The 15,845-nt window shown below is 61.7% G+C and carries 15 protein-coding genes; 7 read left to right on the forward strand and 8 right to left on the reverse strand.

The features are described 5' to 3' along the window. Window positions 1-86: 86 nt before the first annotated feature. Window positions 87-2,234 carry a TonB-dependent receptor family protein gene (locus tag BLU46_RS03380; RefSeq protein ID WP_093198578.1) on the reverse strand — a complete coding sequence of 716 codons (2,148 nt, stop codon included), beginning with the start codon at window positions 2,232-2,234 and terminating at the stop codon, window positions 87-89. A 217-nt stretch (window positions 2,235-2,451) separates the two neighbouring features. Here BLU46_RS03380 and BLU46_RS33015 point away from each other — a divergent pair, with 217 nt between their 5' ends. The 3 genes from BLU46_RS33015 to BLU46_RS33020 are packed head-to-tail and all read left to right on the forward strand — an operon-like array spanning window position 2,452 to window position 3,835. Next, the gene (locus BLU46_RS33015) at window positions 2,452-2,610 is read left to right on the forward strand and encodes a hypothetical protein (RefSeq protein ID WP_167410161.1); all 159 of its coding nucleotides are present in this window, start codon (window positions 2,452-2,454) and stop codon (window positions 2,608-2,610) included. Between the two features lie 4 nt (window positions 2,611-2,614). Further along, complete coding sequence (locus BLU46_RS03390; protein WP_017477116.1) at window positions 2,615-3,253, forward strand: helix-turn-helix domain-containing protein; 639 nt, start codon at window positions 2,615-2,617, stop codon at window positions 3,251-3,253. 60 nt (window positions 3,254-3,313) lie between these two features. Then, window positions 3,314-3,835 carry a hypothetical protein gene (locus tag BLU46_RS33020; protein WP_172834512.1) on the forward strand — a complete coding sequence of 174 codons (522 nt, stop codon included), beginning with the start codon at window positions 3,314-3,316 and terminating at the stop codon, window positions 3,833-3,835. Between the two features lie 262 nt (window positions 3,836-4,097). On the opposite strand, the gene BLU46_RS03400 is transcribed toward BLU46_RS33020, so the two are convergent. Next, window positions 4,098-5,426 carry an LLM class flavin-dependent oxidoreductase gene (locus tag BLU46_RS03400; protein ID WP_093198585.1) on the reverse strand — a complete coding sequence of 443 codons (1,329 nt, stop codon included), beginning with the start codon at window positions 5,424-5,426 and terminating at the stop codon, window positions 4,098-4,100. Window positions 5,427-5,500: 74 nt separating this feature from the next. Then, entirely contained in the window at window positions 5,501-6,025 is a 525-nt protein-coding gene (locus BLU46_RS03405) for a MarR family winged helix-turn-helix transcriptional regulator (protein WP_063031350.1), read from the reverse strand. 120 nt (window positions 6,026-6,145) lie between these two features. Between BLU46_RS03405 and BLU46_RS03410 the strand changes: the two genes are divergently transcribed. Continuing rightward, complete coding sequence (locus tag BLU46_RS03410; RefSeq protein ID WP_093198589.1) at window positions 6,146-6,946, forward strand: SDR family NAD(P)-dependent oxidoreductase; 801 nt, start codon at window positions 6,146-6,148, stop codon at window positions 6,944-6,946. Between the two features lie 14 nt (window positions 6,947-6,960). On the opposite strand, the gene BLU46_RS03415 is transcribed toward BLU46_RS03410, so the two are convergent. Beyond that, the gene (locus BLU46_RS03415) at window positions 6,961-7,215 is read right to left on the reverse strand and encodes a hypothetical protein (protein ID WP_093198594.1); all 255 of its coding nucleotides are present in this window, start codon (window positions 7,213-7,215) and stop codon (window positions 6,961-6,963) included. A gap of 86 nt (window positions 7,216-7,301) precedes the next feature. Beyond that, on the reverse strand, window positions 7,302-7,607 hold the full coding sequence (locus tag BLU46_RS03420) for a putative quinol monooxygenase (protein WP_093198599.1): 306 nt from the start codon (window positions 7,605-7,607) through the stop codon (window positions 7,302-7,304). Between the two features lie 153 nt (window positions 7,608-7,760). Between BLU46_RS03420 and BLU46_RS03425 the strand changes: the two genes are divergently transcribed. After that, window positions 7,761-9,476: an amidase gene (locus BLU46_RS03425; protein WP_172834513.1), complete on the forward strand. Its 1,716-nt coding sequence runs from the start codon at window positions 7,761-7,763 to the stop codon at window positions 9,474-9,476. Here the strand turns inward: BLU46_RS03425 and BLU46_RS03430 are convergent. The 3 genes from BLU46_RS03430 to BLU46_RS03440 all read right to left on the reverse strand — a co-directional run bounded on the left by BLU46_RS03430 (window position 9,467) and on the right by BLU46_RS03440 (window position 13,298). Beyond that, entirely contained in the window at window positions 9,467-9,742 is a 276-nt protein-coding gene (locus BLU46_RS03430; protein WP_017477108.1) for a hypothetical protein, read from the reverse strand. The two genes, BLU46_RS03425 and BLU46_RS03430, sit on opposite strands and share 10 nt — an antisense overlap. 139 nt (window positions 9,743-9,881) lie before the next feature. Next, window positions 9,882-12,032, reverse strand: coding sequence for a phosphocholine-specific phospholipase C (locus BLU46_RS03435; RefSeq protein WP_093198604.1), 2,151 nt, complete (start codon window positions 12,030-12,032; stop codon window positions 9,882-9,884). Between the two features lie 54 nt (window positions 12,033-12,086). Further along, window positions 12,087-13,298: a XylR family transcriptional regulator gene (locus BLU46_RS03440; protein ID WP_093198609.1), complete on the reverse strand. Its 1,212-nt coding sequence runs from the start codon at window positions 13,296-13,298 to the stop codon at window positions 12,087-12,089. Window positions 13,299-13,451: 153 nt separating this feature from the next. Here BLU46_RS03440 and xylA point away from each other — a divergent pair, with 153 nt between their 5' ends. Together xylA and xylF are read left to right on the forward strand one after the other, a co-directional pair. Beyond that, window positions 13,452-14,768: a xylose isomerase gene (gene xylA / locus BLU46_RS03445; protein ID WP_017477105.1), complete on the forward strand. Its 1,317-nt coding sequence runs from the start codon at window positions 13,452-13,454 to the stop codon at window positions 14,766-14,768. A 57-nt stretch (window positions 14,769-14,825) separates the two neighbouring features. Continuing rightward, a complete protein-coding gene (gene xylF, locus BLU46_RS03450) occupies window positions 14,826-15,827 on the forward strand; it encodes a D-xylose ABC transporter substrate-binding protein (protein ID WP_093198614.1) in 1,002 nt (333 codons plus the stop codon). The last annotated feature ends 18 nt before the right edge of the window (window positions 15,828-15,845 follow it).

A 15,845-nucleotide genomic window follows, 5' to 3' on the forward strand; every position in this document is an offset into this window, starting at 1 on the left:
GATGCACGCGACTCGGTGTTTCAGTTACACCGAGGTGATGCTATCGCAGGCAAGCCAGCTCCCACAGTTGATCTTTGCTTGGCTGATTAACGCCAGCTCCAGGAAACCCCGGTGTACACGCCCATGCCATCTCCCGGCGTGGACCGCGCTACGTCCAGCCCCTTGTCGTCATAACCCGGCGTGACCGTATTGGCGTAGCGCTGGTTGGTCAGGTTGCGCAGGTCGACCCAGGCTTGCCAGTCGTGCATCGGCGCGTCATACCCGACCGTCGCGCCGAGCAGCGTGTAGGCCGCCGCGTAGTAGGAATTGGCGTAGTCCACCGCCACCCGCGACGAATGCTCGCCGTTGAGGCTGGTGTAGAAACCGCTGGGATGGCTGTAGCGCAATTGCGCCTGGTAGTAGTGCTTGGGGATGCCGGGCAAGGTGTTGTCGCCGAAGCGGTCGTCGTTGCGGTAGTGGAAGTCGCTGTAGGTGTAGGCCTGGCGCAGGGCTAACTGGCCGGTGCGGCCGCCGTCCCACAGCGGGCTGATCAGGCTCAGTTCCACGCCTTGGTGCACCGTGGGGCTGGCGTTGGATTCGGCGATGATTGCAGAGGTGGTGGAGGTCGCGGCTTGGGTTTCGACGCTGAGCAGTTCGTGGCGCACCTCGGAACGGTACAGCGCCAGGTCCCATTGGCCGAACCATTCTTCACCGCGGCCGCCGATTTCCAGGGTGGTTGCAGTCTGGTTTTTCAGCTTGACGCCTTCGCGTTGCAACCCACTCGCCGGGCCGCTGTTGGCCGGGAAATACTTGTTGGAACCCCAGATCATCGACCATGCATGGGGCGGCTCAACCGAGCGGCTCAGGTTGCCATACACCTGCAGTTGCGGGCTGAAGTCATAACGCAAGCCAACCCGTGGCGCGTAATCCCAATCGTGCTGGCTGACCGGTGTGTGGGTTTCCGGATAGCTGACTTCGGTTTCACGGCGGGTGTAGATCGCCGCCAACCCGGTGGTCAGCCAAAGGTCCGGCACCAACTCCAGGTCGTTGCCGATATGCAGCACGGTGTCGGAACCCAGGTAGCTGTAATCGCGGGTCTTGGTGCCGGGTGCATAAATGGCGGTATTGCCGGTCGGGATCCGCACGAATTCCGAGCCGCCGTTGTTAGGCATCGCCTGAGTCGTGCGCAAACCGATAGTGGTCTTGCTGTCGCGCCCGAACAACGTGTCCTGGCGGATGTAGTTCAGAGTGCCGCTGACGTCGGTGTAGGCGACCTTGAGACGGTTGGTGCCTTCACGCAGGTCCATCGGATAGTCGTGATACGCCAGCCCGACCTCGACCCGGGCGCTGTCGTCCAGGCGCAGGGTGGTTTTGTTGGCGATCCAGGTCGAGCCCGGTTGCAGGCGCTTGGAGTCGCGCGTCACGTTGAGGGCGGCGGCGGCGCGTGGGTCGTGGCTGATCTGGTCGCGGGTCAGCTTGCCGGGGGAGTCGTTGTCGGTTTCGCGGTAGCGGAAGTAGAAGCGGGTTTCCAGGTCGGGGTTGAAGCGGTAGCCAAAGTTGGCCGCCATGCCCTTGCCGCTGCCGGCGCTGTGGTTCTGGAAACCGTCGTAGTGCGAATCGGTGAGGCTGATGTAGTAGTCGGCATCCCCCAGCACCTGCCCCGAACTGATTTCCCGTTGGGCGTAGCCATGGCTGCCGGCTTCGTAGCGCACTTGCAGCTTGGGGGCGTCGTAGCCGGTGTGGGTGACGTAGTTGACCGCACCGCCCAGGGCCAATGCGCCCTGGTCAAAACCATTGGCGCCGCGCAGCACTTCAACGCGGCTGAGCCACAACGGGTCCTTGAGTTCGTAGGGCGTGCCGCCCGGGCCGGTCAGCGGCAGGCCGTCGAAGGTTTCGTACAGGCCGGACGCGTGGGCGCCGGGGCCCCGGTTGATGCCCGAACCACGAATGGAAAGCTTCACCCCTTCGTTGTTCGCGGCCTTGGCGTACACGCCTGCCTGGTACTTGAACACGTCCTCGTTGGTGCTCACCCGCCCCTGGTCGACGCTGCCCATGTCGATGTAGTTGGTGGCGCCGGGAACGCTCTTGAGCTGGACCTGGGCCAGTTCATCGGCGCTGAGTTCAGCGCTGCTGACTTCGACGGGAGCCAGTTGCAGCGTGTCGTCGGCCTGGGTGACAGGGCTGAAGCTCAGGGCGGCGCCAAAGCCCAGCAAGGGCCAGGCTTTTCGTGCGGGGAACGGAAACGCGGGGGGCATGGGGGGTAAATCCTTGGAATTCGTTTTTGCGACGGGCTCGGTCCGGCACAAGGTCTGTGGTGGGAAGCCTGTGAAGCCCGGCGGGTCACCACTGATGGACGTACAGGCCCCAATCGGCGTTAAGTCCGAAATCGAATTACCAAATGCAAACTCAGTATTTATGGAAATAAGCGCCACGGATTACTGTAGGGCCATTGAGTCCCCAGAGATTTACGTCATGCAAACATCCGCCACCGTCATCGATTTCACCCTCCACCGCAAACGCCGCCAGGCTCGCGCAGCGGCTGAACTGATGTGGGCGATGTACGCGGCACGGGCCGGGGTCGCGGTGTTTACCGCACACGTCACCACCTCCAGCGATACCCGCCGGGCGTGAGGCAATGAATTTCCTGCACGCGCTTCCCGAAGTGCCCGACCTCCCCTCCAAACCCAAAGACTGCAACAGCGGCGACGATGACGCCATCGGCCAGTGCGTCGCGCAGAACCTGCAACGCCTGCGCAGTAAACGCTACCTGTCGCTGGACGCCCTGGCGCGCAATTGCGGCGTGAGCCGGGCGATGCTGGCGCAGATTGAATCCGGGCGCAGCGTGCCGTCGATCAAAGTGCTGTGCAAGATTGCCAAAGGCTTGAAAGTCTCGGTGGCCGCCTTCCTGGAAAACCGTGCGTTCGAAGGGGTTGAACTGCTGCCGGCACAACAGAGCAAACGCTTGGTGAGTGCCGACGGCAGTTTCATCAGCCGTGCGCTGTTTCCCTACGATATGGCACGCCAGTCGGAGTTCTACGAGATACGCCTGAAGGCACTCGGCGAAGAAGTTTCTGAAGGTCACGGGCCGGGGATTCAAGAAAATCTGGTTGTGGCCCAGGGCGTGCTGGAAGTCAGCGTCAACGACGAACGCTACCTGCTGTCCACCGGTGATTCGATCCTGTTCTACGCCGACCAGCCCCACCGCTATCGAAACCCGGCGGACAGTGAGGCGGTGGCGTTCCTGGTAATCACCTACCCGGAACGCCTGGACTGAAACGCAAAAAGCCCCGGCACTCGCCGGGGCTTTCTGGTTTCACGCCAAACGAATCAGCAGGTGCAGCACATCATCGGCATGCCGTTGCAGCTCATCATCATCGGCATGGCGCAGTCGCTCATCATCTTCATCATCAGCATGCAGCAGTTGTTCATCATGTCCATGCTCATGCCTGGCATCGGCATCATGGTGCAGGTCATGCAGTCGGCTTCCATCTTGCATTCCATGACGCACTTCATCATCGGCATAGGCATGCCCATCGGCATCATCATCGGCATGTTCAGGGTGGACATGCTGTTCATCATCGCCATGCCGTCCTGCGACATGCACATCATCGACATGTTGGCGCACTGCATCATCATCGGCATGCCGCAGTTCATCATCATCGCCATCATTTCGGCGTTGTTCTTGAACATCGCCATGTCCATACCGGCGGCCGGCTTCATGGTGCACATCATGGCCTCGTCGGTCATCGTGCAGGTCATGGTGGCCATCATCATCGGCATACCCATCATCGGCATCATTGGCATCGCGTTGTTCATTGGCATCTGCATGGCGTTCATCATGTTCGAAACTCCGTAATCGACAGGAAATGAGTAAGTTCTGGGGCCGATTCTAGAGATGCGACGCAACGGCGCAAGGCTTTGGCCCAGCAGCAGAAATAGACGCTGCATGGGGGTTTATCGGAGCGAGACAGCCGATAATTCCGTGATGACAGCGTTAATGAAGCGATCACGCCGACCCGCTCTGTTATCAGGGCCGAACCGGCGTGATGGATATGCGATTGGGGAATGGGCTCCAATCAGAAGGAAATAAACGATCTAACCACGCTGAAAATACCCGCTCATTCGGCGAAGAAGCGGTTCGCCGGACGCGGCAGTCCGAGGTTTTCCCGCAGGGTAGAGCCTTCGTACTCCCGCCGGAAAATCCCGCGTCCCTGTAACTCGGGCACCACCTTGGCGACAAAATCATCAAGCCCGCCGGGCAGCCACGGGAACATGATGTTGAAGCCATCGCTGCCCTCTTCTTCCAGCCACTGCTGCATCTCATCGGCAATGCTGCGGGCCGTGCCGACAAACGACAAGCCCGCATACCCGCCAAGGCGTTGGGCCAATTGGCGCACCGTCAACTGCTCGCGGTCAGCCAGCGCCAGTACTCGTTCGCGGGAGCTTTGGCTGGCGTTGGTTTGGGGAATCGCCGGGAGGTATTGGTCGGGATCAAACTTGGTCGCGTCGGTACCCAGCGCTATCGACAGCGAGGCAATCGCGCTTTCGTAATGCACCAGGCTGTCGAGGTGCGCACGAATCCGCCGCGCGTCTTCCCGCGTATCGCCGACCACCACAAACGCCCCGGGCAGAATCTTCAGGTGGTCGGGATGCCGCCCCACCGCCAGCATCCGGCGCTTGATATCCCCATAGAACTTGCGCCCTTCTTCCAGGGTGCCCGGCGCGACAAAAATCACCTCGGCGGTTTCCGCCGCCAATTGCCGGCCTGGCTCCGAGGCACCGGCCTGCACGATCACCGGCCAGCCCTGCACTGGCCGCGCAATGTGCAGCGGGCCGCGCACGTTGAGGTAGCGACCGTGATGGTTGAGGGTGTGCAGTTTGTCCGGGTCGAAGTACACGCCGCTGTCGGCATCGCGGATGAAGGCATCATCGGCCCAACTGTCCCAGAGCCCGGTCACCACATCGTAGAACTCCCGCGCACGGGCGTAACGCTCGTCGTGAGCGTAGGCCTGTTCCAGGCCGAAATTCTGCGCGGCATCCGGGTTGGCGGTGGTGACGATATTCCAACCCGCGCGACCATTGCTCAAGTGATCCAGGGACGCAAAGCGACGGGCAATGTGGAACGGTTCGTCGTAGGTGGTCGAGGCCGTGGCCACCAGGCCGATGTGCTCGGTGGCCTGGCTGAGGGCCGACAACAAGGTGAACGGTTCGAATGACGTGGCGGTGTGGCTGCGCTTCAACGCGTCGATGGGCATGTTGAGCAAGGCCAGGTGGTCGGCCATGAAGAAGGCATCGAAACGTGCCTTCTCCAGGGTTTGGGCAAAAGCCTTGAGGTGCGTGAAATTGAAATTGGCGTCACGGTAAGCGCCGGGATAGCGCCAGGCGCCGGTGTGGATGCTGACCGGGCGCATGAACGCGCCCAGTTTCAGTTGGCGTGGAGTGGTCATGGAAAGCCCCTGATCGAGAGGGGCTCAGCATCGGATGCGCGAACGGCGTCTGTCTAATAACGAAAGGATCTGGCTTATGCCTGCGCGGACTGGCTGTTGTAGTCCGCCAAAAACGCGTCGGAGGCGATATGGTCTGCCATGCCGCGCAACTGCGCGGCCGAATCATGCCCCAGCACCTCCTCCACCCGGTTGTTGGCAGACGCCCAGAACACCAGCGCCTCATTGAACAGCGCTTCGCCCTTGGGCGTGAGCACACAGCGTTTGGTGCGCTTGTCCAGGGCGTCCGGACGTAGCTCGACGATCCCGTCGCGCACCAGCGGCTTCATGGCGTGGGTCAGCGCCGACATCAGGATCGCCAGGCGTCCGGCCAGCTCCTGCAACGTCGGCCCCGCCTGCTCGTCAACCGCAGACAGCCGGGTGATTTCACCCAGCAAGCCGACCTGTGTGGCCTTCAGGCCAATCGGTGCCAGTGCTTCGTCATACAGTTGGCCCAGTCGCCTGGCGGCACGGCGCAGTGCGTTGTTGGTGCACGCCACATCGCCGAGCAGACTCAAAAGGTCGGCGCGAGCATCAGGCTTGTCAGTCTTCTCAATGGGCATTTTCAGCTCCTCCATGCCCCTAGAATGATTGAGTACTAAACCATTGACAAGGACAAACGCCAAGCCTATAACTTGAGCCCTCAACAATATTGGTTGAGTACTCATCTATTGGAGCCGTTCATGTCGACCCCCGCTTCCACAAAAATTGCCCTCATCACTGGCGCGTCTTCCGGTATTGGCGCTGTGTATGCCGACCGATTGGCGGCTCGCGGCTACGATTTGATCCTGGTCGCCCGTCGTGAAGACCGCCTCAAAGCCCTGGCGGCGAAGATCACACAAGCCCACGGGCGCCAGGTCAAGACCCTCGGCGCCGACCTGGTTAACCCCGCCGACCTCGCCCGTGTCGAAAGCCTGCTCGCCAGCAACCCGGCAATCCACGTGCTGGTGAATAACGCCGGCCTGGCCCGCCTGCACCCGCTGGCTCAATCCTCGGTCGAAGATTCCACGACCCAGATCGCCCTGAACATCACCGCCCTCACCCGCCTGACCCACGCGGCGCTGCCGGGCATGCTCGTGCGCAATGAAGGCTTGATCATCAACGTGGCGTCGGTGTTGGGCGTGCACTCGCTGCCGGTCAGCTCGGTGTACAGCGGCACCAAGAGCTATGTCCTGGCATTCAGCCGTGGCCTGCAAGCGGAACTGGCGGAAACCGGGGTGAAGGTGCAGATTGTGTTGCCGGGGTCTACCGCTACCGAGATCTGGGACGCCTCGGGCATTCCGCTTTCGGCACTGCAACAGGAGTCGGTCATGACCACAGAAAACCTGGTGGACGCGGCACTGGCCGGGCTGGATCAGGGCGAGACGATCACCTGGCCATCGGTGGCCGATGGTTCGTTGTGGGATACCTATGACGCGGCGCGTGGTGCGTTGTTTGCGGCAACGCAGACGGGTAAGCCGGCGCCCCGGTATGGGATTGTCTGAGGCGCCCGTTGGTTTTATTGAATACCGATGGAAAAACGCCGCACAGTCTGCTCCTCGCGGGGCAGGCTGATGTCGCCTTCGTAGGTGCACTCGCGGCCGGTGCAGCTGTTTTCCACGGTCACGGGCGCAACGCTTTTGACCGGGAAACGCGGCTTCGGCTCAGCCTGCGGCGTGAGGGGGACAGCGCTGAGGATCGGTGCCTCGTAGGTCAGGTCCAGGTTGAATGCGTGGGCCGGGGTGGCCAGAACGGCGAGCAGTGCGCTCGCCATGACAGTCCTTGTAAACAACATCGAAATCTTTCCGGGCAGCAAAAAATGAAGGGCCAATGATAAACCCTAGAGCCACCGGGTTGAAATCAGCGTACCTGGACCGCCGGTTCCAGCACCAATACGTTGGAGGGGCCCGCACGGAATGTCGGGTTGTGCTTGGCGGCTTCCAGCATGTGAGGAGCTGCATGGTGATCCTTCAGCGCCGCCTTTGAAGCCCACGTCTCGATCAACACGAAACTGTCGCTGTTGCCCTCAACCGGATGCAGGTCGTACTGGATGCAACCCGCCTCAGCCCGCACCAGCGGCGCCAGTCTGGCAAACGCGGCCAACTGGTCCGCCCCCCGCCCAGGCTGGGTATTAATGATGACGACAAGCCGCACTTCATCGGACATAAACCGCACCGTTATCGATAAGGAAATTGAGGGACCACAGTAAGGGATGCCATTCTCTGGCGCTATGAAAAATCTATCAGTAAGCTACTTTCACTGAATGGATTGAGTCAGCACTCAACCCCCTCCCCCTTTTCTGCACCCGGCGATAACCACGTGATCGAAGTAACCGAAGTTTCCATTGCCCAACTGCGCGCTGCGCTCGAGTCCGGCCAGACCACGGCAGTTGAGTTGGTAGAGGCCTACCTCGCCAGGATCGACGCCTACGACGCGCCCAACACCGCCACTGCCCTCAACGCCGTGGTGGTGCGCAACCCTCAAGCACTGGAGGAAGCGCGCGCTTGCGATGCACGTCGGGCCAGCGGCAAAACCCTGGGCCCGCTCGACGGCATTCCCTATACAGCCAAAGACAGCTACCTGGTCAAAGGCCTCACCGCCGCCTCCGGCAGCCCGGCTTTCGCGAACCTGATTGCCTACCGCGACGCGTTCACCATTGAGCGGCTACGCGCCACCGGCGCCATTTGCCTGGGCAAGACCAACATGCCGCCCATGGCCAATGGTGGTATGCAGCGCGGTGTATATGGCCGGGCCGAGAGCCCGTATAACGCCGACTACCTGACCGCACCGTTCGCGTCGGGCTCCTCCAACGGCGCCGGCACGGCCACTGCGGCGAGCTTCGCGGCATTTGGCCTGGCGGAAGAGACCTGGTCCAGCGGGCGCGGCCCGGCCTCCAACAATGGCCTGTGTGCCTACACCCCGTCCCGTGGCGTGATCTCGGTACGCGGCAACTGGCCGCTGACTCCGACCATGGACGTGGTCGTGCCTTACGCCCGGACCATGGCCGACCTGCTTGAAGTGCTCGACGTCGTGGTCGCAGAAGACCCCGACACGCGCGGCGACCTGTGGCGGATGCAACCCTGGGTGCCGATCCCGAGCGTCGCCTCGGTACGCCCGCAGTCCTACGCAGACCTGGCCGCGACCGGCGATGCACTCGCCGGCAAACGCTTCGGCGTGCCACGCATGTACATCAACGCCGACCCTGAGGCAGGCACCAGCAACGAGCCGGGAATCGGCGGCCCTACTGGCCAGCAAATCAAAACCCGCGCCTCGGTGATTGACCTCTGGGAAGCCGCGCGCAAGGCACTCGAAGCGGCCGGTGCAGAAGTGGTCGAGGTGGATTTCCCGCTGGTTTCCAATTGCGAAGGCGATCGCCCGGGCGCACCGAAAGTGTTTACCCGAGGCCTGGTGTCGAAAGAATTCCTCCACGACGAATTGTGGGAACTGTCGGCCTGGGCGTTCGATGATTTCCTGCGCGCCAACAACGACCCTGCGTTGAACCGCCTGGCCGATGTCGACGGCCCGAACATCTTCCCCCACGACCCCGGCACCCTGCCCAACCGCGAAGACGACCTGGCCGCCGGCATGGACGAATACGTGCGCATGGCCGAGCGCGGTATCACGCCGTGGGACAAGATCAGCACCGTGCCCGATGGCCTACGCGGCCTGGAACAAACTCGGCGCATCGACCTTGAAGACTGGATGGATAAGCTGGGGCTGGATGCGGTGATTTTTCCGACCGTCGCCGACGTAGGCCCGGCGGATGCGGATGTGAATCCCGCGTCGGCGGATATCGCGTGGAGCAACGGTGTATGGGTGGCCAACGGTAACCTCGCCATCCGCCATTTGGGCGTGCCGACAGTGACGGTGCCCATGGGTATCATGGCGGACATCGGCATGCCGGTGGGGCTGACCTTTGCCGGACGGGCTTATGACGACTCGGCGTTGCTGCGATTGGCGTCGGCGTATGAGTCGACAGGGAGCAAGCGTCTGGTACCGCCGCGTACGCCGGTGTTGGTGGTTCGTCAGGCCTGATCGGTTTCGCTGCTGATTTTGCGCATCAACCGATCGGCTTCCGACCCGGGTTCAAATCGAAAGCCGTTCATCTCATCGAGGAGCAGGCAGTCGCTGATGGCCTCCCACAGCTGCGCCTGGGTCGGCTTGTTGCGCAGCAGAATGTACGAGAGCAAAAGTCGCTCGATGGGAACGCCTCGATTGGAGGCGGTTTCAATGATTGCCAGCAGGATAAAGCGCAGTCGAACTTCCCGCTCCGTGGGCCATACCGTTTTTCGCTTACCCAATGCCGGGCCTCAGTGTCAGGAAAAACGTGAGGCTATGGCCGCGGGGGGTGGTGTTTCAAGCACTGCATGGGGAGAAAGCCCTGCTCCTACGGAAAACAGGGAAAGGGCTTACGAAATCCCCCCAGCGATCAACAGCCTTTTACCCGCGCTTACCCATCAACGGATCACTGATACTGTGCGCCCCCGTCTCGATGCGCCCCGCCACGCGCCGTACCCAACCATGCTCATCACGTAGTTTGAAGTCATACCAGCCCCCATTCGGCTGGCAGGAAAACGTCCGTTGCACGGTACTGCCGCCCGCAATCTCCAGCAGCCAAGGCCCCTGTTTGGTGTAAGGGCAGCGCTCGATGGTCACCGAGGCAGCACGCTTGCCAGGGTTGGCCAGAGTCAGCAGCAAGGTGTCGCCATGACACGCCAGGGATAACTCCGGCTCGCGACGCTGCAGGTGCCCTTTGAACGACCGGTGGAACCCATTCGGCCCCAACAGCCAGAGCTTGTAGGCCCCCGCGACTTGCCAGGTGTCACTGAGGTGTTTGCCCGCTTCTACCGTGTAGCGGCGCGGTACCTCGTCCAGGTGCAAGCGATCGTAGACGTGGAAGACCGCGCCTTGTTCGCCATTGTTGAAGAAGTCCAGGCTCACTGAGCTGGCGCGACGATCAACCGAGCTTTCGACGTTCAACTGGTACGGCAGCGCCCGGGATGGCCGCGCCATTCGCGCCTGGAACGGTGCCTGTTGCTGGCCCACGGTTGGCAGGGCGACTTGGGGCAGTTGCTCTTGGCGTTGGCGCAGGGAGTCTGCGGCCTGGCGACTGATGGTGTGCAGCGGCGGCAGGGTCTCGGTGTTGGGGTTGACGAAGTTGAAGGCTGAGGTGAGGTCACCGCAGACGGCGCGGCGCCAGGCGCTGATATTGGGTTCGCGTACGTGGAAGCGCTTTTCCAGAAATTGCAGCACGGAGGTGTGATCAAACGCCTGGGAGTTGACCCAACCACCACGGCTCCACGGCGACAGCACCAGCATCGGTACCCGCGGGCCGGGCCCGTACACGCCGCCGTCGGGCGCGGGTTGCTGGCTAGAACCGGGGGGCGCCGGGTGGGTAAAGATCTCGCTGTCGAACTTTACCGTGGACTTGCCGGCAAAGCTGCCGTCCAGGCGCTTGGATGGGGCTGATGGCGACGGCACGTGGTCGAAGAAACCATCGTTTTCATCGTAGTTGACCAGCAGTACCGTCTTGCTCCAAACGTCCGGATTGGCGGTCAACGCCTTGAGGATTTCCTGGGTGAACCAGCCACCCTGCACCGGGCTGGAAGGCCCTGGGTGTTCGGAGTAATCGGCCGGGGCCACCAGCCAGCTGACCTGGGGCAGACGCCCGTCGTTCACGTCCTTACGAAAGCCCTGGATGATCGCCTCAAGGTCGCTGCCGCTGACCGCCGGCAGGGTGTTGCCATTGCCTTTGTACAACGGCACCCGGGCATTCAGTTGGTCGCTGTAGGGCACGAAGTCTTTAAAGTCTTTCGGTGGCACTGCAGGGTTGCCGGCCGCGACGCTGGCCGCACGAAACTGACGAAACCCGGCCAAGGGGTTGTCGCCAAAGTTATCCGGCAAGTACTGGTAAACCTTCCAGCTCACGCCCGCTTCTTCCAGGCGCTCAGGATAGGTTTTCCAGGTGTAGCCCACGCTCACGGCACCGGGGCCGTCCCATTCGTTGACCACCGCCGCCACATTCGCGCCGGTGGGGCCGTTGGTGCCGGTCCAGTGGAACAGCCGATTGGGATTGGTGCCGGCGTGCACCGAACAATGGTAGGCATCGCACACGGTAAAGGTGTTGGCCAGGGCAAACTGGAACGGCACTTCCTGCTCGCGGTAGTAGCCCATCGAGGTGGGCGTCTTGTACGTCGGCCAGGCATTCATCCGGCCACTGGCCCACGCGGCGTGCTCATCGATCCAGGAATGGGGCGTGCCGCTGACCCGCTGTGCGTTGCCACGGGAACTGTCCAGGTGATAGGGCAAAATCCGCCGCCCAACGCCCTGCTGCTCCCACACCCGGTGCCCGCCCGGCAGCGGAATGGTGAAGCGGTCGCTGAACCCGCGCACGCCGGGCAAGGTGCCGAAGTAGTGATCGAATGAGCGGTTTTCCTGCATCAGGATCACCACATGTTCGACGTCCATGAGGGTGCCGGTGCGGTTGTTGGCGGGGATCGCCAGGGCCTGGCGAATGGAGTCGGGCAACAGGGTGTAGGCGGATCCGATGGCAGCTGCCTGCAGCAGCTTTCTGCGTGTAAGAGTCGGCATAAGACGATTCAATCCCTTGAGGTTCTGGAGCGAGGCTCAGGACAAAATAGGGACTCAAGGCGACAAAGAAATGACATCGTTCGAATCGCGTTCGAGCTGCCCCACCTGATACTCCCTCGGCGTACACCCGAACTCGCGCTTGAATACCGTGTGCAGGTACTGCGCCGATTTGAACCCGCAGTCGTAGGCAATATCAGCAATCCCCGCCCCGGTATTTTCCAGGCTCGCCACCGCCGCCGCGAGTTTGAAGCGCAGGATTTCGTCGTGGACGCTGCGGTTCAGTTCGCTGCGAAAATGCGCTTCCAGGGACGACCGCGACACACCGACGTAGTTGGCGACCTGGGCGGTCTTGATGCCCTGGCAGGCGTACTGGCGAATGAAGTGCAGCGCCTGCATCACGTAGGGATGGCCGAGGGGTTGATGCAGGCTTGAGGTCTGCACGTTGACTGCCTCCGGCGGCACCAGGATCTGGCTGCCGGCCGAGGGCATGCCGTGCAACATCTGGTGCAGCAAGCGCGCGGCAGTGCGGCCCATTTTTTCGGTGCCCTGGATCACCGAGCTCAGTGGTACGCGGGTCAGGGTGCGGGTCAGCGGGTCATTGTCGATGCCGATCAGTGCCACTTGCTCCGGCACCGGGATGCCGGCGGTGAGGCAGGCTTGCAGCAACTGCCGGGCACGGGCGTCGCTGACTGCAATGATGCCGATGGGCTTGGGCAGGCTGTGCAACCAGGCGATCTGCTGTTCCACCGCCGAGTCCCACAGCGGTGCGCTGGTGCCCAGCCCGCGATACACCTCCACGGGCAAGCCATCGCGCTCCAGCAACCGGCGGAAGGCTTTTTCGCGCTCCTGGGCCCAGCGGTTGATATCGGCCTCCGGCAAGCTGAAACAGGCGAAACGCGTCAACCCGGCTTCGATCAGGTGTTCATACGCCAGCTTGATCAGGGCGAAATTGTCGGTGGCCACGTACGGAATATGCCGTGGGTAAGCCCGCTCATCTTCGTAGGAGCCGCCCACCGCCACCACCGGCACATGCACACCCGCCAACGCGGGGCCCATCGCCGGGTCGTCGAAGTCGGCAATGATCCCGTCGCCATGCCAGCGCTCGATGCCCTTGAGCCGGCAGACGAAGTCCTCCTCCAGAAACAAATCCCACGATACCCGCGTGCTGCTCAAGTAGTTGCCGATCCCGGTGATGATGCCGCGATCGTAGATCTTGTTGCCGTTGAACAGCAGGGCAATCCGGTGCACAGGCGGGACGGTTTTCACAGGAACGGCTCCATGGGAGGTGTCGATCAACTATGCGCCCAAACCTACTCAAAATCGAACCCGGCTCTGGTGATTTTCATAATCGGTTGGCCGAGGGCCGTTGCTAGTATCGAGGCAAGGTTAACGTGCACTCATAACAACAAGGATCTGGCGATGCCCTACTTTCCCGCTGTCGATAAAATCCTTTACGAAGGCCCGCAAAGCGACTCTCCCCTGGCCTTCCGGCACTACGATGCAAACAAGCTGATCCTCGGCAAACCGATGCGTGAGCACCTGCGGATGGCCGCGTGTTATTGGCACAATTTCGTCTGGCCGGGCAGTGACATGTTCGGTTCCGGCACCTTCCAGCGGCCCTGGCAGCAACCGGGAGAAGCCATGCAAGTGGCACGCGGCAAAGCCGACGCAGCGTTCGAGTTTTTCTCCAAGCTGGGCATCGACTACTACAGCTTCCACGACACCGACGTCGCCCCCGAAGGCGCAAGCCTGGCGGAGTACCGCAACCACTTCGCGCAGATGGTCGACGAACTCGAACGCCATCAGGAAGAGACCGGCATCCAGCTGCTGTGGGGCACGGCCAACTGCTTCAGCAACCCGCGCTTTGCCGCTGGTGCCGCGAGCAATCCCAACCCCGAGGTGTTTGCCTATGCGGCGGCCCAGGTGTTCAGCGCGATGAACGCCACCCACCGTCTCAAAGGTTCCAGCTATGTGCTGTGGGGCGGCCGCGAAGGCTACGAGACCCTGCTCAATACCGACCTCAAGCGCGAGCGCGAGCAACTCGGGCGCTTTATGCGCATGGTGGTCGAGCACAAATACAAGATCGGCTTCACCGGCGAGCTGTTTATCGAGCCCAAGCCACAGGAGCCCACCAAGCACCAATACGACTACGACAGCGCCACCGTGTTTGGCTTCCTGCATCAGTTCGGCCTGGAGAAAGAGATCAAGGTCAACATCGAGGCCAACCACGCCACCCTCGCCGGCCACAGCTTCCACCATGAAATCGCCACCGCCGCATCCCTGGGAATTTTCGGCAGCATCGACGCCAACCGCGGCGACCCCCAGAACGGCTGGGACACCGACCAGTTCCCAAACAGCGTCGAGGAACTGACCCTGGTCACCTACGAGGTACTCAAGGCCGGTGGTTTCAAAGGTGGCGGCTACAACTTCGACTCCAAGGTGCGTCGCCAAAGCCTCGATGAAGTGGACCTGTTCCATGGCCACGTGGCCGCGATGGACGTGCTGGCGCTGTCCCTGGAACGTGCAGCCGCCATGGTGCAGAACGATGCCCTCGAGCAGTTCAAGGCCCAGCGTTATGCCGGCTGGGATCAATCCTTCGGACGCGCCGTACTCGGCGGTGACTTCAGCCTGGAATCGCTGGCCGAGCATGCCTTCAGCCACCAACTCAACCCTCAAGCGGTAAGCGGCCGCCAGGAGATGCTCGAAGGCGTGGTGAATCGCTTTATCTATCCATGACCGCTACGCTCCAGGTCCAGAAGTGCGTCTAAACAACAATAAAAGGGACTCACCATCATGAAACACTTGAAAACCGTCTTGATCACCAGCGTTCTGGCACTGCTTTCCAATTCGGTCATGGCCGACGCGGCCCATCCGAAAATCGGCTTTTCCATCGACGACCTGCGCCTTGAGCGCTGGGCCCGCGACCGTGATTACTTCACCGCCGCCGCCGAGCAACTGGGCGCCAAGGTCTATGTGCAATCGGCGGACGCCAACGAACAGCGGCAGATCTCGCAGATTGAAAACCTGATCTCCCGAGGCGTCGACGTGATTGTGATCGTGCCGTTCAACGCCACGGTGCTGAATAACGTGGTGGCCGAAGCCAAGAAAGCCGGGGTGAAAGTGCTGTCCTATGACCGGCTGATTTTAAATGCCGATATCGACGCCTACATCTCCTTCGATAACGAAAAGGTCGGCGAGATGCAGGCCCAGGGCGTGTTGAACGCGCAGCCTAAAGGCAATTACTTCCTGCTGGGCGGTGCGCCTACCGACAACAACGCGAAGATCCTGCGCCAGGGCCAGATGAAGGTGCTGCAGCCCTCGATCGACAAGGGCGACATCAAGATTGTCGGCCAGCAATGGGTCAAGGAATGGAACCCCACCGAAGCCCTGAGCATTGTCGAAAACGCCCTGACCGCCAACAACAATAAAATCGACGGCATCGTCGCCTCCAATGACGCCACCGCGGGCGGCGCGATCCAGGCCCTGGCGGCACAAAAACTCGCGGGCAAGGTGCCGGTCTCGGGGCAAGACGCCGACCTCGCCGCGATCAAGCGCGTGATCGCCGGCACCCAGACCATGACCGTCTACAAGCCCCTGAAGCTGCTGGCGTCCGAGGCGGCAAAGCTCTCGGTGCAACTGGTACGCGACGAGAAACCGGCCTACAACTCGCAGTACGACAACGGCAGCAAACAGGTGTCGAGCATCCTGCTCAAGCCGACCGCATTGACCAAAGACAACGTCAACGTTCTGGAAGAAGACGGGTTCTACACCAAAGCGCAAATCGCCGGGCAGTAAGCGTACGGCTCACTGCAG

It is taken from the genome of Pseudomonas yamanorum, assembly GCF_900105735.1.
GTDB classification, from domain to species: Bacteria; Pseudomonadota; Gammaproteobacteria; order Pseudomonadales; family Pseudomonadaceae; genus Aquipseudomonas; species Aquipseudomonas yamanorum.